Source organism: Candidatus Finniella inopinata, from assembly GCF_004210305.1.
GTDB classification, from domain to species: Bacteria; Pseudomonadota; Alphaproteobacteria; order Paracaedibacterales; family CAIULA01; genus Finniella; species Finniella inopinata_A.
Map to the genome: position 1 here is coordinate 208695 of NZ_SCFB01000005.1, position 15870 is coordinate 224564.

The window sequence follows — 15870 nt, forward strand, 5'->3', positions numbered from 1 at the left end:
TAAGGCTATATTATAGGATTTAGGGCCCATAAAAAATACAGAAACTCTTTGAAAGAGATAAATGACGTTTGATCAATCTTTACCGGGGCAACCCACACCAAAATCAGTTGCCATAACAGAAAATATCGAAACGGTTGTCATTCACATTGGCCTTCGCCACAGGCCATCCATGGGTCAACCTGATCGCACCCAAGAGGCAGCTTTGGAAGAAGCTGTTGGTCTGGCCGAGGCGATTAATCTAAAAGTTGTTTATAGGCAAAGTTTTGCCCTTAATAAAATCTCACCAGCGACGTTATTGGGCAAAGGGAATGTTGAGAATATTCAACAAATTATACAGGCCTTGGCCGTCAAATTGGTCGTTATGGATGGGACGTTGTCACCCGTTCAACAACGCAACCTGGAGCAGGCATGGAAATGCAAAGTTATTGATCGAACGGGGTTAATTTTAGAAATTTTTGGCGCCCGTGCGCGCACTTCAGAAGGGGGATTGCAGGTAGAATTAGCAGCCCTGAAGCACCAACGAAGCCGCCTGGTTCGGTCATGGACACACCTGGAACGCCAGCGGGGTGGGTTCGGTTTTATAGGGGGCCCTGGAGAGACTCAACTTGAACTTGATCGGCGTATGATTGATCAACGAATCATGAAATTGGAAAAAGAACTTATTAATGTCACCAAGATGCGTGGGTTGCATCGAAAGGCACGTCAGCGTCAATCAATACCTGTGATTGCTTTGGTGGGGTATACAAACGCCGGAAAATCCACCCTTTTTAATCGGTTGACCCAATCGAATGTCTTTGCCGAAAATCTGTTATTTGCCACCCTTGACCCAACCATGCGGCGGTGCGAAATTATTAATCCTGCAACAAAGGGCAAACAGGAGGTTATTTTTTCCGACACGGTGGGGTTCATCTCTAATCTGCCGACCCAACTTATTGCGGCTTTTCGAGCCACGTTGGAGGAGGTTTGTACAGCTGATCTTATTCTTCATGTAAGGGATGCAGCTCATCCAGACGCGAAAGCTCAGGCCCAAGATGTGGAAAAAATTCTGCATGAGCTGAATATTGTTGATCGGCAACCCGATGACGCCCCTTTGATAGTTGACGTTTACAACAAGATAGATTTGTTATCAGCAGAAGAGCGTTTTGTTCTGTTGAATCAGGTTAGTCGACGCCCCAATGCAGTGGCTATCTCAGCGCAAAACGGCGAGGGTATTGAAACCCTTCTTCAATGGATTTATAACCGTTTTCAAAACAAAGGGGCATTTGTGCAAACCCTTGTTTTAAAAAATGACGAAGGGGCGGCCCTGGCGTGGTGCTATCAACAAGGTTTGGTGTTAGAGCGTTATGATGATGAAACAACTGGCCAAATCGACTTGAAACTTTTTTTAACAGCCTCGCAATTAGATTATTTGCGGAAGATTATTTTTTAAATATAAATTCATTCCTCTTAAGAAATTAACGAATAATTAATCATTATCCATTATGGTTTGTGTAATAACTAAATGGATGGGTGTAATATGATTATATTATTCGTTAAATTATTGGTTATAGGGACGGTGGTTATTACAAGTCAGGTACTGGCCTCGGTCACAATCAACGAGGATTTTGAGGAGCCCTTGAGAGTTCTTGCTACGCGTCTGACAGAATCCAAGGTGAAGACGGCCAACCGCATCGTTAACAGACTTCCAAAAAGCGAACGTCGCCATTTCATTGAACAAGTTTTAAAACTAAACCAAAGAAGCCCGGAAGGTTCTGTGGGATTAGAAACTCTGGATATTCTTTGCAAAACCCAGTTCCATGAAAGAGAAGATGCCGTGAATCAGTATTTACGGTTGATGGATGCAGACTCAACGGCCAGCAAACCTTTGGCGAAATCTTTCCAAATTATTACCAAACTACAAACTGATCATCGATCCCTTTTTGTGGATAAAGTTCTTCAGTTGACCAGACCAACAATGACGCTGGTGCAACAATTTACCATTATGTCTGTTTTGCATAATGTTCTGTCCCCTGAACGGGATGAATTCATTGCGCAAACGTTGCGCCTTGTGACACCTGACGATACAAATTATGTAGAAGTTTTGAATATTATTCAGGCTCTTGCCCGTCTTGATTCCCTTGTTCGCGCACCGTTTGTTGATTCAATTTTGAACAGCGGTACCACGGACGCAAACCAAAGATTAGATCTTATACGCACTTCAATCGAAAGTTGGATAGATACCATGCGGGGGTTCAGGGAGGTTTTGGATGAAATGCAGGGGGAATATGGTAATCAGAATATTTTTGGCCTACGTAATCAGACCGTTCATGATAAAGCCTACGAATCGTCGATTGATGAAGCTGTTGTAAAGTTGTCGGCCCGCTATTCTCGTTTTGCACAAGATTTGGAAACGCTGCTATGCGCGCATTTAGAGAAGATTGAGGACCTGGAGTCCAAAAAACTACTTTCAGAAACAGAGGCGCAGGTTGTTCGTTACTTTTTCAGTTCTGGAATTGAAAGACTCTCAGCGGATCGGCATGGCAAGGTTACACAATACTTGAACCTTTCTTGGCACGCCTTAGGTGATAAAGCCGTTTCTAAAAGCTTTGGCCTTGAAGCAGCTTTTAACGATAAAGATGTTGATGACCGCATCGCAGGTTGGTTAAGGGCTGGCCCCATGGATGCTCAGCTAGCCTATCTATTAGATAATTTGGGTGGTCGATTTAAAACCAAATGCATATTACTAGAAGCAGTTTCCAAAGAGGATGCGCTGATGACCGCTGGTGAGTCCTGCATTGGGGGAAGCTATAATCGCCTGATCGATGGGCTTAATTGTATTGACCCGGATGTTGTGCTGGCTGTGGGTGAAGGAAACAAAAAGAATATTGAGCTGATGGCAAGGACCCAATTCTTGCGCAATCAGGCTGTAAAGTTTCTTGCCCAAAGGTATGAAGAAGAGCCCGATTTGTTTAGCACCCTGGATGTGCTGAAACAAAAAACTTCCCAGTACCTGCTGGATTCTTTGAAAACCGAAGTTGGAACAACCTACCCTGATGTAACCATGGCCATGGTTGAACAAGAAATAGGATGCTACTTCGAAGGATATTTTGAAGAAGACCTTAATAAGGTAACACCTCTTCGATCGGTACAAGATTATGTGAATAATTGGGAGGAGGGGCTGTTAAGAGATTTGCAAACCTGGATTGAAGCCAATCCATCCTTATCCTTCGAGATGATCTTAAGCGGGGCCAAAGAACAAACAACGATCCTTTTAAACAGCAAGTTAGCTGCCCTTAAAGGTTCCATTCCAGAACGGTCTAAAAGGGACCTTATCGACCATTCAATCACCATAGCGAAAATGAAGGTTTCTCGGCATTATACTGGTGTGTTCCAAACCATTGCATCAGCTGTTCTTGATCAGGTGCCAACGGGCCCAACCAGTTCTTTTGCCATGAAGTATTTGGTCGATTTGGTTCTGAAAGAATTGAGGAAGTCCCAGGCTGACCCAGAACAGTATCGCACGGCAATTGCCAGCGCTATCCGAGGTGATGAGAAATTGAACGCCGCTGTTAATGCAAAAGTGGTTTAGATTTTTATGAAACTGTCCTTTAAAAAGGCAGTTTCATTCCGCCTGGAAGATTAAGGCCACCCGTCAGTTTTGACATTTCCTCTTGGGTTTGTGCCTCGGCCTTGGTTTTTGCATCGTGGCAAGCCGCAACAATCAAATCTTCCAAAATTTCCACCTCTTTGGGGTCAATCAATGCAGGGTCAATTTTAATCCGTTTCAGATCACCCTTACCATTCACGGTCACCTGAATCATACCACCGCCAGCATTGCCGGAAACTTCGACCTCTTCCATGCGTTTTTGCATTTCGCCCATTTGGGCCTGCAACTGTTGGGCTTGCTTTAACATTTGATTTAAATTTTTCATAAATTTACTCGCTTAATAAGTTTAGTTTATAATTTCAAGGGTTGACCCGGGAAAGGCGTTTTGAATCGCCTGAATATTGAGGTGCGATAAAACCTCTTCGTAAGCTTGACGCTGGAGGGCCTTTTTTTGATCCTCCAAACTTCCTTGACCTGGTTGTTTAGCCAAATGAATAATCCACGTATGCTGCGTTACCGTTTGTAAAACTTGTTTCAAAGTCGCCAGAAAAGTCGCTGGCACGGTGGGTTTCACATAAAGCGTCATCTCGCCCGGTTGATACTGTATACAATCGACGTCATGGAGAAGTTGTGTGTAGAGCATAGGTTCCCGCGCGTTGGATACAAGCTTGGCCAAGTCTGTGAAGGAGGTTGGCAAGCTGACTGCGGGTTTGTTGATTGCATGTTGCGTCTGAGCAACAACGGGAGCTTGCCCCACAAGGTGATGCAAGGCCTGGGAAGTGACCGGCAGCGTCGAATCCCTGGACCTACCTCCCTTTAAAGATTGAATCAAATTCTCCAAAGGTGGCAAATCACTTAGGTAACAGGCCCGAAGCAACGCCAATTCCAAAGCCTGGGATGGAACGGGTGCGATCTTAACTTCCTGTAAAGCATTCAACAGGGCCTGCCATAATGATAAGAGCGTAGAAACGGCCAACGGTGCAGTCAACTGCGACCCGGCCTCTCGGTCAGCCTGCGACCAAAAACTCTCTTTTTGAAACTGGGGCACGGTCTTCAAACAAATCAAACCATACAGAATATCCAAAATATCTTGCAGCAATAATTGGGCATCGGCCCCATCATGCAACAAATCGGCTGTGTGCTGTAACGTGACATCCGGCTGCCCCTCTAAGACTGCCCCCAACAATTTAAATAAACGCTGGCGGTCAGCAAGGCCCAACATGTTATAGACTGTTTGAGCCGATATGCGATCAGATCGATTGTCTGTAAAACTTAAGGCAATCGCCTGGTCCAATAATGACAGCCCATCGCGCATGGACCCATCGGCGGCTCGCGCAAGCGAGAAAGCCGCTTCCTCCTCCAAAACAAACCCCTCTAGACCAGCGATTTTCTTCAAATAATCAACCAACAATTTGGGTTCAATTCGCTTTAAGTCAAACCGCATGCACCGGGACAAAATTGTATCGGGAATTTTTCGAATTTCTGTGGTGGCGAAAATAAACTTAACGTGAGGCGGGGGCTCCTCCAGAGTTTTCAAGAGTGCGTTGAAGGCACTTTTCGACAACATGTGAACTTCATCAATGATAAATATTTTGTACTGGCCCGTTACCGCCTTGTAACGGCTTGAATCGATAATTTCGCGCACATCATCAACGCCGGTACGACTGGCTGCGTCAATTTCTATGACGTCCAAATGACGGTCATCGGTCAAGCTTTTGCATGATGCACATTGTCCACAGGCATCAATTGATTTACCCGTTTCGGTGTGATTGTTCAGGCAATTCAGAACCCGGGCCATAATGCGGGCTGTGGTTGTTTTGCCAACCCCACGGATGCCATGCAACAAAAACGCATGTGGCAATCGGTTGTGATGGATGGCTTGGCCCAGGGTTTGAACAAGCAGATCCTGGCCTACCAAGTCACCTAAGACTGTGGGGCGATACTTTCGGGCAAGAACACGGTAACCAGCAATCATGAAAAAATAGTATACAGTTAAAAGTGAGTGGAAGACTGAATCACAACCCAAGGGGGAATTGCTGCGGCTGCTTTCTTCCGAACCTGACCGGGTTCACAACGCCCTTGTCTATGACCAATCTTCCAAAGGCACTATACCACTTTCTAATGGTTTTGCGAGTTTTTCTGTTTGTTGTGCAAAAAAACATTGGCTGCCGATATACCCAATTCGAATGATTTTGCGGGATTTTTATGAAAGAGGTTTTTTCCAGAAACAAGGCGAGAAAGCCTGGAATAGCCATTCTATTTAAGTCTTTTGGGCCGCCGTTTATGGGGAAAAGATCAAACAGAAAAACCGGCAAAATCGTTTGAAAGGGGTACAGTATTTACTTGATAAAAAAGATAGCCTGGAAACACCGGCTATGATACGAATTTTGAATCAGTATTTGTGCAATTCGTTACTTGTTTTATTTATGAAAATCTGGCTTGTTGATGCCTTTACGGCAATAGCTTTTCAAGGGAACCCAGCTGGAATTTGTCTTGTCGACCATTTTCCAAAAACCCAATTGATGCAAGCCATTGCGGCCGAGATGAATTGGTCTCAGACTGCTTTTGTGACGCAAAAGGCGGATGATCATTTTCATATTCGTTGGTTTTCCCCCCGGGACGAGGCTCCCCTTTGCGGCCATGCCACTTTGGCGGCGGCCCATACTTTATGGAAAGAAGGACGAACGGATTCACAAACTTTAACTTTTGATTCTTTGGGTGGGATTTTAAAGGCAGAAAAGAAATCTGATGGGTGGATTTATTTGGATTTTCCCCTTCGCCCAGTGACGCCTTGCTCCTTGCCTGATATGCTTCAAGAAGCTTTGCAGGGAATAACCATTCAATCTGTTCATAGGGACGAGACGGTTTATTTGGTGGTGTTGCGCGAGGCGAAGGACGTTATAAGGTTAAAACCTAATTTATCGATAATAGAACAAATAGACTGTCGAGCTGTGATTGTGACGGCCTTGGGGAACGCGCCTTATGATTTCGTGTCCCGCTATTTTGCACCAAGAGTTGGCATTCCAGAGGATCCCGTTTGCGGATCGGCCCATTGTCGGTTGATTCCTTTTTGGTCGGAAATCTTGAACAAAAATACGTTGCTTGCACATCAGGCTTCCCCGCGTAGTGGGGTGTTAAAGGTTTCTTTGGTGGGCGATCGGGTCCTTATTGGCGGGCAGGCTGTTACGGTTTCTGAAGGATTCCTCAGGATATAAAAGGATTTTTATGCAACGGTTACGATCTCTTTGTTTTGATGCCGCACTTTATGGTTGCAGCATTATTTATTTGTCACTTTGTCTGCCCTTTCTTTTCATAAATCCAAGGCGTTTTGGGGTGAAAATTTTAAAGGGGCAAATGGAATTACTTCTTTTCCTTGTAAAGAATATTGTTGGATTAACCCATCAAGTGAAAGGGGCGGAACATTTGCAGGCAGCCTTAAAACTGGGGCCTTGTCTTGTGGCCTGTAAACATCAATCAGCTTGGGAGACCATAGCGTTGGGGACTTTTTTTGATTCCTTTACAATTGTTTTGAAAAGTGAACTGAGGAAGGTTCCGTTATTTGGTTTATACCTTAAGAAATCAAATATGATTTTTATTGACCGCCAAGCGGGACGGCAAAGTATTAAGACTTTGTTGACTCAAGCTCGACAGGCTGTTCAACAGAATCAGTCAATTCTAATTTTCCCAGAGGGGACTCGAACTTCTCCAGGTGTACCTGGTACCTATCAACCGGGTGTCGGCCTTCTTTATTCCGATTTAAATATTCCTGTTTTACCCGTTGCCTTGAATTCAGGATTGTTGTGGGGACGTCGGTCTTGGATTAAAAGATCGGGGCAAGTGACCATCGAATTCTTGCCCCCTATCCTCCCTGGGTTAAAGAGGGAGGAATTTATGGCACGCCTGAAAAATGATATAGAATCGGCATGTGAGAAATTGATTTAAAGGAAGGGGTCCTCTTTTCGTTATTGCCAGTTATGACTTGACATCGTGGATCCAAGCGTCAGGTTATCTCCACCCAACCATTGTGGATTTTTATCTGTCTTACCGTATTGTTTAATAAATTTATAGCTTGATTGAGAAAGGTCTCCTGAAATAGGAACGGATATTGTCCATGTTGGGTAAGAACTGGGTGACATCAAAAGCGCGTTGGCAGGATTCCAGCTTCCCAATTCTGGCGTAGAACCAACCAGGTAGAGGTTTTGTCCCAAAGCGGTTTCAGCATTTTGTACCGTAAAGCTAACAGTGGTGATTTTTTTAAGGACGAGCTTATAGGGTGCTGATGTACCAGTATGACTCAGCTGGAGGCCAGTTCCCAATTTTCCGTTGAATGTTGTTAAGACTTGGGGGCTTGTGGTGCGTGTGGTGCCAACAATTAGGTCATAATAACTTGCCACGGTATAACCAGCAGGCGGAAAGGAGCTGAGTGGTGTTAGTGGGTCAAAATTCATGGCGGAGTCAAGGGTAAGCCCCCCATTTACGGTCAAAAAGCTGGAAGGGTTTGTCGCAGACAAATCCCACGTGCTGTTGGGGTTAAAAGTCAATCTAGCCGCGTTAATGGTGCCATATCCTCCGAAAGTAGCGCCGGTTTCAACCGAAAAGAGGGCCTTTGAGCCTGCATTCCCCCATGTGGGATTGGGATAACGGGTTCCGGCAGTTGATGTGCCTTGACCAACAAAAAATGTGCCGGCGTAGATGGTCGTGCTTCCCTTCCAACCTGTGTTGTTAGTATTCACAACCAACGTTCCGGATCCATTTTTGATGAACTGGACGGAAGCATCGGCACAAGCCAAGTCGTTGTCACCTTTTTGGGCAGGCAATTTTGCTGGGTTCAGTATAACTGGGTTTGCATCGCTGACAGTATAAGTGAAGGCAACTTTAGGATCCTGTATGAACACCGCCCCCCCTAGGCTTGCCGAATTTCCGGTAAATTGAGTGTTGGTCAGCGTCACGGCACGATTAGAATAAATAGCGCCCCCTGTGGAACCAATCCCCGTAGCCTTGTTATTTCTAAAGGTTGCTGGGTTGGAAAGAGTAAGCGTATTAGCATAGATAGCACCCCCTCCTGCGCCACGGCCCGTAATGGTATTGTCAACAAAAACAAGTTGTGTTTGGCCGTACCTGTTATTCTGCCGGCGCTAATGGCTCCTCCGGCGACACCAATACCATTCACAGTATTTCCGTCAAAGGTGACGGTTTGGGTTTTGCTGCCCGAAAAGATTAAAGAACCGTCCGCATTAACAGCCCCCCCACATCCACCTGAACCGTTGACGGTGTTGCCCATGAAGTTAAGGTTGGAATCGCCTGAAAGGATTACGTCTCCCCCGTTTATGGCACCGCCTAATGCTGCCGCATAGTCTACGTTAGAAACTGTATTTTTTGTAAAGGCTACGGCCCCAGGGCCGACGGTTATATTGACAGTGCCGGCATCAATATCCCCTCCATAACCTTCACGAGCATCTGAAAATTCAGTTACGGTCACATCAGAAAGTGTCAGAGTCAATGGGTAGGTGTCGGCATCTTTAAAAAGAGGAAGCCCTTTTCCTGAAGGAGTTATGGTTCTGTTTGTGGTGGAGTCAGAAACAATAGTTACTCGGCTAAAGGTGGAAAGATCGATGTTTCCGGCTTCCTTATGATCGACCGTAAGTTTTAGGGTGGGTGTTTTCGTTTTAGCTTTAGCCAGTGCAGCACTAATGCTTGTATACCTAGAGGCTTCATCATCCAAGATCACAGTGCCTGCTGCATGACCTTGTGTAAGAACGCCTATTCCTGCATAAAGGCCTAGACAAATATAAGACAATTTCATATCAAAAACTCCTAAAAAATTGATTTTATATATTTATATTACCAAATGTTTTTTAATAAAAGATTAATATAAAAAAATTTAATAAAAATTAAGCTTTTTTTTAACATTTAAGGGCTAAGGGAGGCAGCAGTTTCAGCAACTCTCGGACAGCCAAAAATCGCAGGGAAACGGCCATATCTGGAAAATGATTAATGATAATAAAATGGGATGGGGAAAACAAAATTGGTTTGAAATCCCAAAAGGTGAGAGGTTTCTCTGATTTACTTCCCTGATCTTAACTGTCGATTGAGAAAACGCCTATGCACCCATATTTTTAATTTCACAGCATCTAATTTGCTCCGCGAATTGCTGCAGCAGTTTTTTCTCCTTTAAGAAATGGTGTTGCTGCGTTTATAGTAGGGTTGATATTTTAACCTTAGAAAAGTTCCTTCTGTGCTAACCGCTTTAATATCTATTGGACAAGCCACCCTTGCGATGCTTTATCTGTGTGGTCATATCACGTTGTTTTTCCTGCGGGCTTTGCGTCAGGGATTCAGCTTTCCTTGGTATGGGCGTCAGTTTATCAACCAACTGATCAATATCGGATATTTCTCACTTCCTGTGGTGGGCATGACGGCTATTTTCACCGGCATGGTCTTGGCGTTGCAAAGCTACACCGGTTTCTCACGTTTTTCAGCGGAGGGGGCAGTTGCCACGGTTGTTGTTTTATCCATGACGCGGGAATTGGGACCTGTTTTGGCGGGATTAATGGTTGCAGGGCGCATTGGTGCGGCGATGGCGGCCGAAATTGGAACTATGCGTGTGACGGAACAAATTGATGCTTTAACAACCTTGTCAACGAACCCCCTAAAATATCTGGTTCTTCCCCGCCTGATTGCGGGCATGACGATGTTACCCATTTTAGTGCTTATAGCCGATATCATCGGCGTCATGGGGGGGTATATCGTGGGTGTTTACAAGCTTGGCTTCAACTCGGCTAATTATATAGACCAAACCTGGAAATTTTTGGAATGGGATGATGTGCAATCAGGGTTGATCAAGGCCTCTTGCTTTGGGTTGATTATCAGCTTGATGGGCTGTTACCACGGCTATTATTCAAATCGCGGAGCTGAAGGTGTGGGACGGGCAACCACCAATGCGGTTGTGTCAGCGTCGATCTTGATTTTGTTTTTTAACTATGCCCTCACAATTTTTTTGTTTGATCATTAATTATGACTTCTAATTCTTTAATTCGCGTTGAAAACCTAAAAAAAAGTTTTGGATCGAAAGTCGTCCTTGACGGCATCGATTTGGACATTTCCCCTGGTGAATCCTTTGTTGTTATTGGGGGATCGGGCAGCGGTAAATCGGTTTTGATTAAATGCATTCTTGGGCTTTTGTCACCTGACAGTGGAAAAATTTATTTAAAAGGGCAAGACATCAGTCGGTTATCAGCGTCCCAGCGCCAGGAATTATTGACCCACATCGGTATGTTGTTTCAAGGCGGTGCCTTGTTTGACAGCATGACCGTGGCTGAGAATGTGGCCTTTGGGTTGGTGCAGGGTGGGGGCATGAAAAAATCCCAGGCCCGGAAAATTGCTCTGGAAAAATTAGAGGCTGTTGATCTATCGCCAGACGTTGCTGATATTTTCCCGGCCGAATTATCGGGGGGTATGCAAAAGCGGGTGGCCCTTGCCCGTGCGATTGCGACCAACCCTGATGTTATTTTCTTTGACGAGCCCACAACGGGCCTTGATCCGATTGTCAGCAGCACAATCAACGATCTAATCGTCCGCTGTGTCCGCAAATTAGGGGCCAGCGCGGTCACGATTACCCATGATATGAACAGTCTTCGCAAAATTGCGGATCGTGTAGGTCTTTTATTCCAGGGTAAATTGGTTTGGACAGGAACTGTGGCTGAAATGGATGCGACCGATAACCCTTATGTGAATCAATTCATCCACGGCCTGCCCCATGGCCCCTTTACGGATGGTTAACCGGTCTTTAAGAGGGTAATTACAAATCCGTCAGCGGCCAACGGGGCCTTGGGCCGATTCCCAAATCACTGGTATACCCTAAAGAAAATCTTTCAAGTCCCGCCCAGGCAATCATAGCGGCGTTATCGGTGCATAAAGAAATGGGCGGGGCCACAAAGGTTAAGCCTTGTCGTCCGCATAAAGTCGAAAGCTGACCCCGTAAAGTTTGATTGGCCGCCACACCACCTGCTACCACGAAATGATCGACAGGGGCTGAAAGCATCTGGATCGCGTGTTCGGCTCGGTTTATAAGGCTGTCCACAACGGCCAGCTGAAAGGTGGCGGCAATGTCATTTATGTCTTGCGGTGTCGGATGGGGAAAATTTTGAAATACCATGCGAGCTGCCGTTTTAAGGCCGGAGAATGACAAATCGCACCCCGGGCGACCTTTTAAGGGGCGGGGTAAGTCAAATCGTTTGGGATTGCCCTGTTGGGCGGCTTTCTCTAGGGCGGGTCCTCCGGGGTAGTCAAAATTCATCAATTGCGCCACTTTGTCAAAGGCTTCGCCCGCCGCATCATCAATGGTGGAGCCTAAAACGCGATAACGGCCTAGACTTTGAACCTCGACAAACTGGCAATGCCCCCCAGAGACCAACAACAGTAAATAAGGGAAGGGGACGTCATGGCTGAGGCGCGGCGTTAATGCGTGGCCTTCCAGGTGATTAATGGCCAGAAAAGGTTTACGAAGGGCCATGGCAAGCGCCTTTGCCGTCATTAATCCAACCAAGACACCGCCAATCAGGCCTGGTCCGGCCGTGACTGCGATGGCATCCATATCTTCTAAACTTAAATGGGCATGTTTCAAGGCCTGCTGCAACGTGGGCGACAGGTATTCCAGGTGTGCCCTGGCCGCCAGTTCTGGGACCACGCCTCCATAGTCTTGGTGTTGCTCAATTTGGGAAAAGACCACGTTGGCTAAAATACGCTGGGCCGGATCGGCGTGAGCCTGTACAATAGCCACGGCCGTTTCATCGCAACTTGTCTCGATACCTAAAATTTTCATAAGAGTCTAAAACTTTCGTTCCATGCAATAATTGGCGTAAAGCTAAGCGTCCAGGTCTTTTGCATCAAGTCCGCAGTCTTTCATTACTTCTTCAAAAGAAATGGTCTTCTTCCCACTTTTTACCCATCTGTCAAAGGCTTCTTCCTGATCTTCTAAATACTCTTTTAACGCTGCAATCAAAACCTTTGTTTCAGTTTTGTGTAGACGTTGTGATACTTCAGTTAAAGCGTTTATTAACGGTTTCGGAATATCGAAATGTGTGTTCATGGCAAAACCTTGATTGGTTAACAGATACAAGGATACTGTGTAAAGACTTTCCTCACCAACCTTTTTTCACAATTACAAAAGAGGAAGCGAACTAAGATTTCAGACTATTCAAAGGTCGAATGCCAACGCTGTAGCCGATCGCCAAGTAGAAGCCTGCCCCAACGCCCACCAAAACCCCTATTTCTAAAATGCGAGAGATGGATTTTAAAGCGTTGGTGAGTTCCCAATGTTGGCTGTAAAACAAAAGGGCGCCCATCAAAAGTGATACGGCCGTCGTTTTTAGTGTGTTCAAGAATAAGATCTTGGGAAAACTGAATAAATTTCGTCTTCTCAGGAAAAAGGCCAACAAAAAGGTGTTGACCCAGGCTGCCAAAGAAGTTGCCATCGCCATCCCTACATGTTTAAAAAATGGCATGAACATTAGGTTTAAGGTTAAATTAGTTATTACACAAATCAGGCCTATTTTAACAGGGGTGGAGGTATCCTCGCACGCAAAATAGGTGGTCACAAAAACCTTACCCATGACGTAGGCTGGCAAGCCAAAGGCGAACGCGGCTAGGGCAGGGGCTGTTTGTTGAACATCATAGACCAAAAAATGGCCATGGCCGAAAATCAAATCAATCAACGGGTAAGACAACACAATCAAGCCGATGGTGGACGGAATGGTTAATTGTAGGGCAAAGTTCAAGGCCGTGTTTTGTTGGTGGTAAGCCCTTTTAACGTCACCTTGACGCCAGCATTTTGAAAGGGATGGTAACAGGGCTGTGCCAATTGCCACGCCAAAAATCGATAACGGCAGGTGATTTAGGCGATCAGCATAATAAAGGTACGATAACGATCCGGTCGGCAATAAGGATGCCAGCATCATATCGATAAACAAGTTAATTTGCATGACGCCAGCGCCAATGGTGCCGGGGACCATCAGCTTTAAAACTTTTTTAACATCGTCGGTTATCTGGGGCCACTGAAGCCAAAACTTAAAATCCAATTTCTGGCATATCCAATAAAGCCATCCGAATTGAACTAAACCCGACAGAAAAACAGACCAACAAAGCGCAGTCCCTGGTTCAAGATTGGTGTATGGGTACAGGATTAAGGCTGAAATCATCATCAAATTTAATAAAATGGGTGCCGCCGCTGCGGCTGCAAAATGATGAAGGGAGTTCAAAACCCCCGCCAACAAAGCGGACAATGAAATAAATAAAATGTAGGGAAAAGTGATGCGGGTGAACTGTATGGCCAGATCTAGGCGTTCGGGGGTGGTTGCAAAACCTGGTGCTAACAGCGGGATCAGGTAGGGTGTTGTCAGCTCCACCACCAAAACAAAAACGAATAAAAACCATGCCAGGCATGAGAAGACTTTTTGTGCCAAATCTTTCGCCGAAGCCCGTCCTAGTTGCTCATCGTTATTGGCCAAACGTCTTGCTATTTGCGGGACAAAGGCGGCATTAAAGGCACCTTCGGCAAAGAAACGACGAAAGAAATTGGGGAATTTAAAGGCAACAACAAAGGCATCGGCAAGGGTGCCTGCACCCAAGATATGAGACAATAAAATCTCTCGTATTAGGCCAAAAACGCGGCTTATCGCTGTGTAGCTGCCCACTGTGGCTGCCGCCCGTATCAGATTCATGACGAGTTTCCTTAAGTCTAAGGACCCCAGGATAATCCAGTTTCAAAAGGAATCAAGTGGATTGTGATGGGGGAATGTATTTTTCTTGCTGCCTATCAGTTTTAGAACAGTCAAACGTATACGTTCTTCTTGACAACGAAAAAATATCAGCCATATGTAAAGCATACTTCGTTATAGGTTTTTGAAAATGGCTTTTATTTTAATCATTCTTTTTCTCTTTAATATAAATTTTGTCAATGCACAGACTGTAGTTCAAGAGCTGCATGTTAAAAGTCAGCAGTTGAAAAGTGTTAGAAGCGTTAGCAACGCTGTGGGGGAAGTTGGACAGCTTCGTCACAGTTTAAGTGGACGTCCCCTTGAAAGAGACGCGACGGCTGAGGAAAGGGCGCAGATTATTGAAGCCATCGTGAACACCGAAACAGCGGCCATGTTGATCGACGGTGCCTACGATTTTAAATTCAGCAGAACAGCTTATGGATTGCCGAGCAGTCTGTCAGAAAGAGAACAAATTCATTATGGCTGGATTTTTTGTTTAGCCCGCACGTCACAATTGCTGGCAGAGAATCCCGTTTTTGATCAAACAGATATCTCTGTGCTGTTGGGCAGAGACGCCAATAGTCGTCATATGCCTGCCTGGATGAAAGATATTTTTCAGAAAAATTTACGTCAAATCGATTGGGTTGCTTACGTCCGCCCGTATCTGGCGGTAGAAAAATTTGCTTTGGTTGAAACCCGTAAAGCGGAAAGAGCTGGAGAGCCAAAGCGCCCCCAGTTTACTGTTACGATAACACAAGAGCACATAGACGCAGCTTTTCGCTCGAACACTGTTAAAGGCATCCCTTTTGAGGCGTCCGCCTTTTTAAAACCAGGAAATTATATCTTTGATGCCTATGCCATCAGTCCTGATGGTGCGTGCCAATTTTATGGATGCCAAGGACCTTATGGTTATTTTGGCCGAAGCGATTTTGGTGAACAGATTGTTGATAACATGGATAGTGATCCAAGGCTGGATGATTTAGTGAAAAGTTCCATCGCTTATGATTTCTATGTATGGTTATTGCCGGAACGAGATATTGCTTGCTCAGTCATAAATAGTGCGCCGGACTGTAGTAAATATTTAATAGAATTAGGAATTGAAAGTTCTAAAAGTCGTACTTCAGACGTAAAATTAAAAGAGTTAAAGGAATCGTTAAAAAAAACATTAACCTCTTCGTCTGCGAAAGAAATAGTTAGCAGAGAAACTAATAAATTTCTTTTCAAAACAAACTTTGGTGGAGAATGGCTTACTTATGCTGACCTTATAGCCTATCTTAATTCATTGAATATTTATGCTTTTTACAAACATGATAAGCCTGGAGTTTTGACTCTTGCGTCTTCTCAATCACATGTGTCTTATGCCCATGGACGCAGCACCTTTTTATTATCCGCAAACCGTCATGTGACCCGGTTGGTTCTAAGAGACAACTCAATAGCCAGTTTGTTTGAATACATCAGGGCCAAAGCCCATGAGGAAAAGAACCGTTTGGATGTGAATTCAGCCTCTTACAAATGTTGGATGTAAACCCC

Annotated in this window: 14 protein-coding genes and 1 other RNA gene; 7 read left to right on the top strand and 8 right to left on the bottom strand. The window is 45.1% G+C overall.

Annotated elements, in window-relative coordinates:
- Positions 1-61 precede the first annotated feature (61 nt).
- A complete protein-coding gene (hflX, locus tag EQU50_RS04565) occupies positions 62-1429 on the top strand; it encodes a GTPase HflX (protein ID WP_207216310.1) in 1368 nt (455 codons plus the stop codon).
- 87 nt (positions 1430-1516) lie between these two features.
- Positions 1517-3568 (top strand): hypothetical protein, encoded by a 2052-nt coding sequence (locus EQU50_RS04570; protein WP_130153966.1) that lies wholly within the window; start codon positions 1517-1519, stop codon positions 3566-3568.
- A 19-nt stretch (positions 3569-3587) separates the two neighbouring features.
- Here the strand turns inward: EQU50_RS04570 and EQU50_RS04575 are convergent, their stop codons facing one another.
- The 3 genes from EQU50_RS04575 to ffs form a co-directional block, all read right to left on the bottom strand.
- Entirely contained in the window at positions 3588-3911 is a 324-nt protein-coding gene (locus EQU50_RS04575; RefSeq protein WP_130153967.1) for a YbaB/EbfC family nucleoid-associated protein, read from the bottom strand.
- 21 nt (positions 3912-3932) lie between these two features.
- Positions 3933-5561 (bottom strand): DNA polymerase III subunit gamma/tau, encoded by a 1629-nt coding sequence (gene dnaX, locus EQU50_RS04580; RefSeq protein WP_130153968.1) that lies wholly within the window; start codon positions 5559-5561, stop codon positions 3933-3935.
- A 26-nt stretch (positions 5562-5587) separates the two neighbouring features.
- Positions 5588-5685, bottom strand: an RNA gene (ffs, locus tag EQU50_RS04585) — signal recognition particle sRNA small type.
- 327 nt (positions 5686-6012) lie between these two features.
- Between ffs and EQU50_RS04590 the strand changes: the two genes are divergently transcribed.
- Together EQU50_RS04590 and EQU50_RS04595 are read left to right on the top strand one after the other, a co-directional pair.
- A complete protein-coding gene (locus EQU50_RS04590) occupies positions 6013-6801 on the top strand; it encodes a PhzF family phenazine biosynthesis protein (protein WP_130153969.1) in 789 nt (262 codons plus the stop codon).
- Between the two features lie 139 nt (positions 6802-6940).
- Entirely contained in the window at positions 6941-7528 is a 588-nt protein-coding gene (locus tag EQU50_RS04595; RefSeq protein WP_165380340.1) for a lysophospholipid acyltransferase family protein, read from the top strand.
- 20 nt (positions 7529-7548) lie between these two features.
- On the opposite strand, the gene EQU50_RS08445 is transcribed toward EQU50_RS04595, so the two are convergent.
- Together EQU50_RS08445 and EQU50_RS08515 are read right to left on the bottom strand one after the other, a co-directional pair.
- Positions 7549-8637 carry a CBM20 domain-containing protein gene (locus EQU50_RS08445; RefSeq protein ID WP_420886600.1) on the bottom strand — a complete coding sequence of 363 codons (1089 nt, stop codon included), beginning with the start codon at positions 8635-8637 and terminating at the stop codon, positions 7549-7551.
- Entirely contained in the window at positions 8532-9389 is an 858-nt protein-coding gene (locus EQU50_RS08515) for a hypothetical protein (protein ID WP_242508822.1), read from the bottom strand. Before EQU50_RS08515 ends, EQU50_RS08445 begins: the two co-directional genes overlap by 106 nt.
- Positions 9390-9821: 432 nt before the next feature.
- Between EQU50_RS08515 and EQU50_RS04610 the strand changes: the two genes are divergently transcribed.
- Both EQU50_RS04610 and EQU50_RS04615 read left to right on the top strand, forming a co-directional pair.
- Positions 9822-10598, top strand: a complete 777-nt coding sequence (locus EQU50_RS04610; protein ID WP_130153971.1) for an MlaE family ABC transporter permease — start codon at positions 9822-9824, stop codon at positions 10596-10598.
- 2 nt (positions 10599-10600) lie between these two features.
- Positions 10601-11365, top strand: a complete 765-nt coding sequence (locus tag EQU50_RS04615) for an ABC transporter ATP-binding protein (protein ID WP_130153972.1) — start codon at positions 10601-10603, stop codon at positions 11363-11365.
- Positions 11366-11384: 19 nt separating this feature from the next.
- Here EQU50_RS04615 and tsaD read toward each other — a convergent pair whose 3' ends face one another.
- The 3 genes from tsaD to murJ all read right to left on the bottom strand — a co-directional run bounded on the left by tsaD (position 11385) and on the right by murJ (position 14304).
- Positions 11385-12407, bottom strand: coding sequence for a tRNA (adenosine(37)-N6)-threonylcarbamoyltransferase complex transferase subunit TsaD (gene tsaD / locus EQU50_RS04620; RefSeq protein WP_130153973.1), 1023 nt, complete (start codon positions 12405-12407; stop codon positions 11385-11387).
- Between the two features lie 42 nt (positions 12408-12449).
- The gene (locus tag EQU50_RS04625; RefSeq protein WP_130153974.1) at positions 12450-12674 is read right to left on the bottom strand and encodes a hypothetical protein; all 225 of its coding nucleotides are present in this window, start codon (positions 12672-12674) and stop codon (positions 12450-12452) included.
- 91 nt (positions 12675-12765) lie between these two features.
- Entirely contained in the window at positions 12766-14304 is a 1539-nt protein-coding gene (gene murJ, locus EQU50_RS04630; protein ID WP_130153975.1) for a murein biosynthesis integral membrane protein MurJ, read from the bottom strand.
- 187 nt (positions 14305-14491) lie between these two features.
- Between murJ and EQU50_RS04635 the strand changes: the two genes are divergently transcribed.
- A complete protein-coding gene (locus EQU50_RS04635; protein ID WP_130153976.1) occupies positions 14492-15865 on the top strand; it encodes a hypothetical protein in 1374 nt (457 codons plus the stop codon).
- Positions 15866-15870 lie beyond the last annotated feature (5 nt).

What these genes read in the sequence shown, in the direction of transcription:
- EQU50_RS04635 (WP_130153976.1), top strand. Translation starts at nt 14,492, where the DNA reads ATGGCTTTTATTTTAATCATTCTTTTTCTCTTTAATATAAATTTTGTC.
- EQU50_RS04590 (WP_130153969.1), top strand. Translation starts at nt 6,013, where the DNA reads ATGAAAATCTGGCTTGTTGATGCCTTTACGGCAATAGCTTTTCAAGGG.
- tsaD (WP_130153973.1), bottom strand. Translation starts at nt 12,407, where the DNA reads ATGAAAATTTTAGGTATCGAGACAAGTTGCGATGAAACGGCCGTGGCT.
- hflX (WP_207216310.1), top strand. Translation starts at nt 62, where the DNA reads ATGACGTTTGATCAATCTTTACCGGGGCAACCCACACCAAAATCAGTT.
- EQU50_RS04615 (WP_130153972.1), top strand. Translation starts at nt 10,601, where the DNA reads ATGACTTCTAATTCTTTAATTCGCGTTGAAAACCTAAAAAAAAGTTTT.
- EQU50_RS04575 (WP_130153967.1), bottom strand. Translation starts at nt 3,911, where the DNA reads ATGAAAAATTTAAATCAAATGTTAAAGCAAGCCCAACAGTTGCAGGCC.
- EQU50_RS04570 (WP_130153966.1), top strand. Translation starts at nt 1,517, where the DNA reads ATGATTATATTATTCGTTAAATTATTGGTTATAGGGACGGTGGTTATT.
- dnaX (WP_130153968.1), bottom strand. Translation starts at nt 5,561, where the DNA reads ATGATTGCTGGTTACCGTGTTCTTGCCCGAAAGTATCGCCCCACAGTC.
- EQU50_RS04595 (WP_165380340.1), top strand. Translation starts at nt 6,941, where the DNA reads ATGGAATTACTTCTTTTCCTTGTAAAGAATATTGTTGGATTAACCCAT.
- EQU50_RS04625 (WP_130153974.1), bottom strand. Translation starts at nt 12,674, where the DNA reads ATGAACACACATTTCGATATTCCGAAACCGTTAATAAACGCTTTAACT.
- murJ (WP_130153975.1), bottom strand. Translation starts at nt 14,304, where the DNA reads ATGAATCTGATACGGGCGGCAGCCACAGTGGGCAGCTACACAGCGATA.
- EQU50_RS08515 (WP_242508822.1), bottom strand. Translation starts at nt 9,389, where the DNA reads ATGAAATTGTCTTATATTTGTCTAGGCCTTTATGCAGGAATAGGCGTT.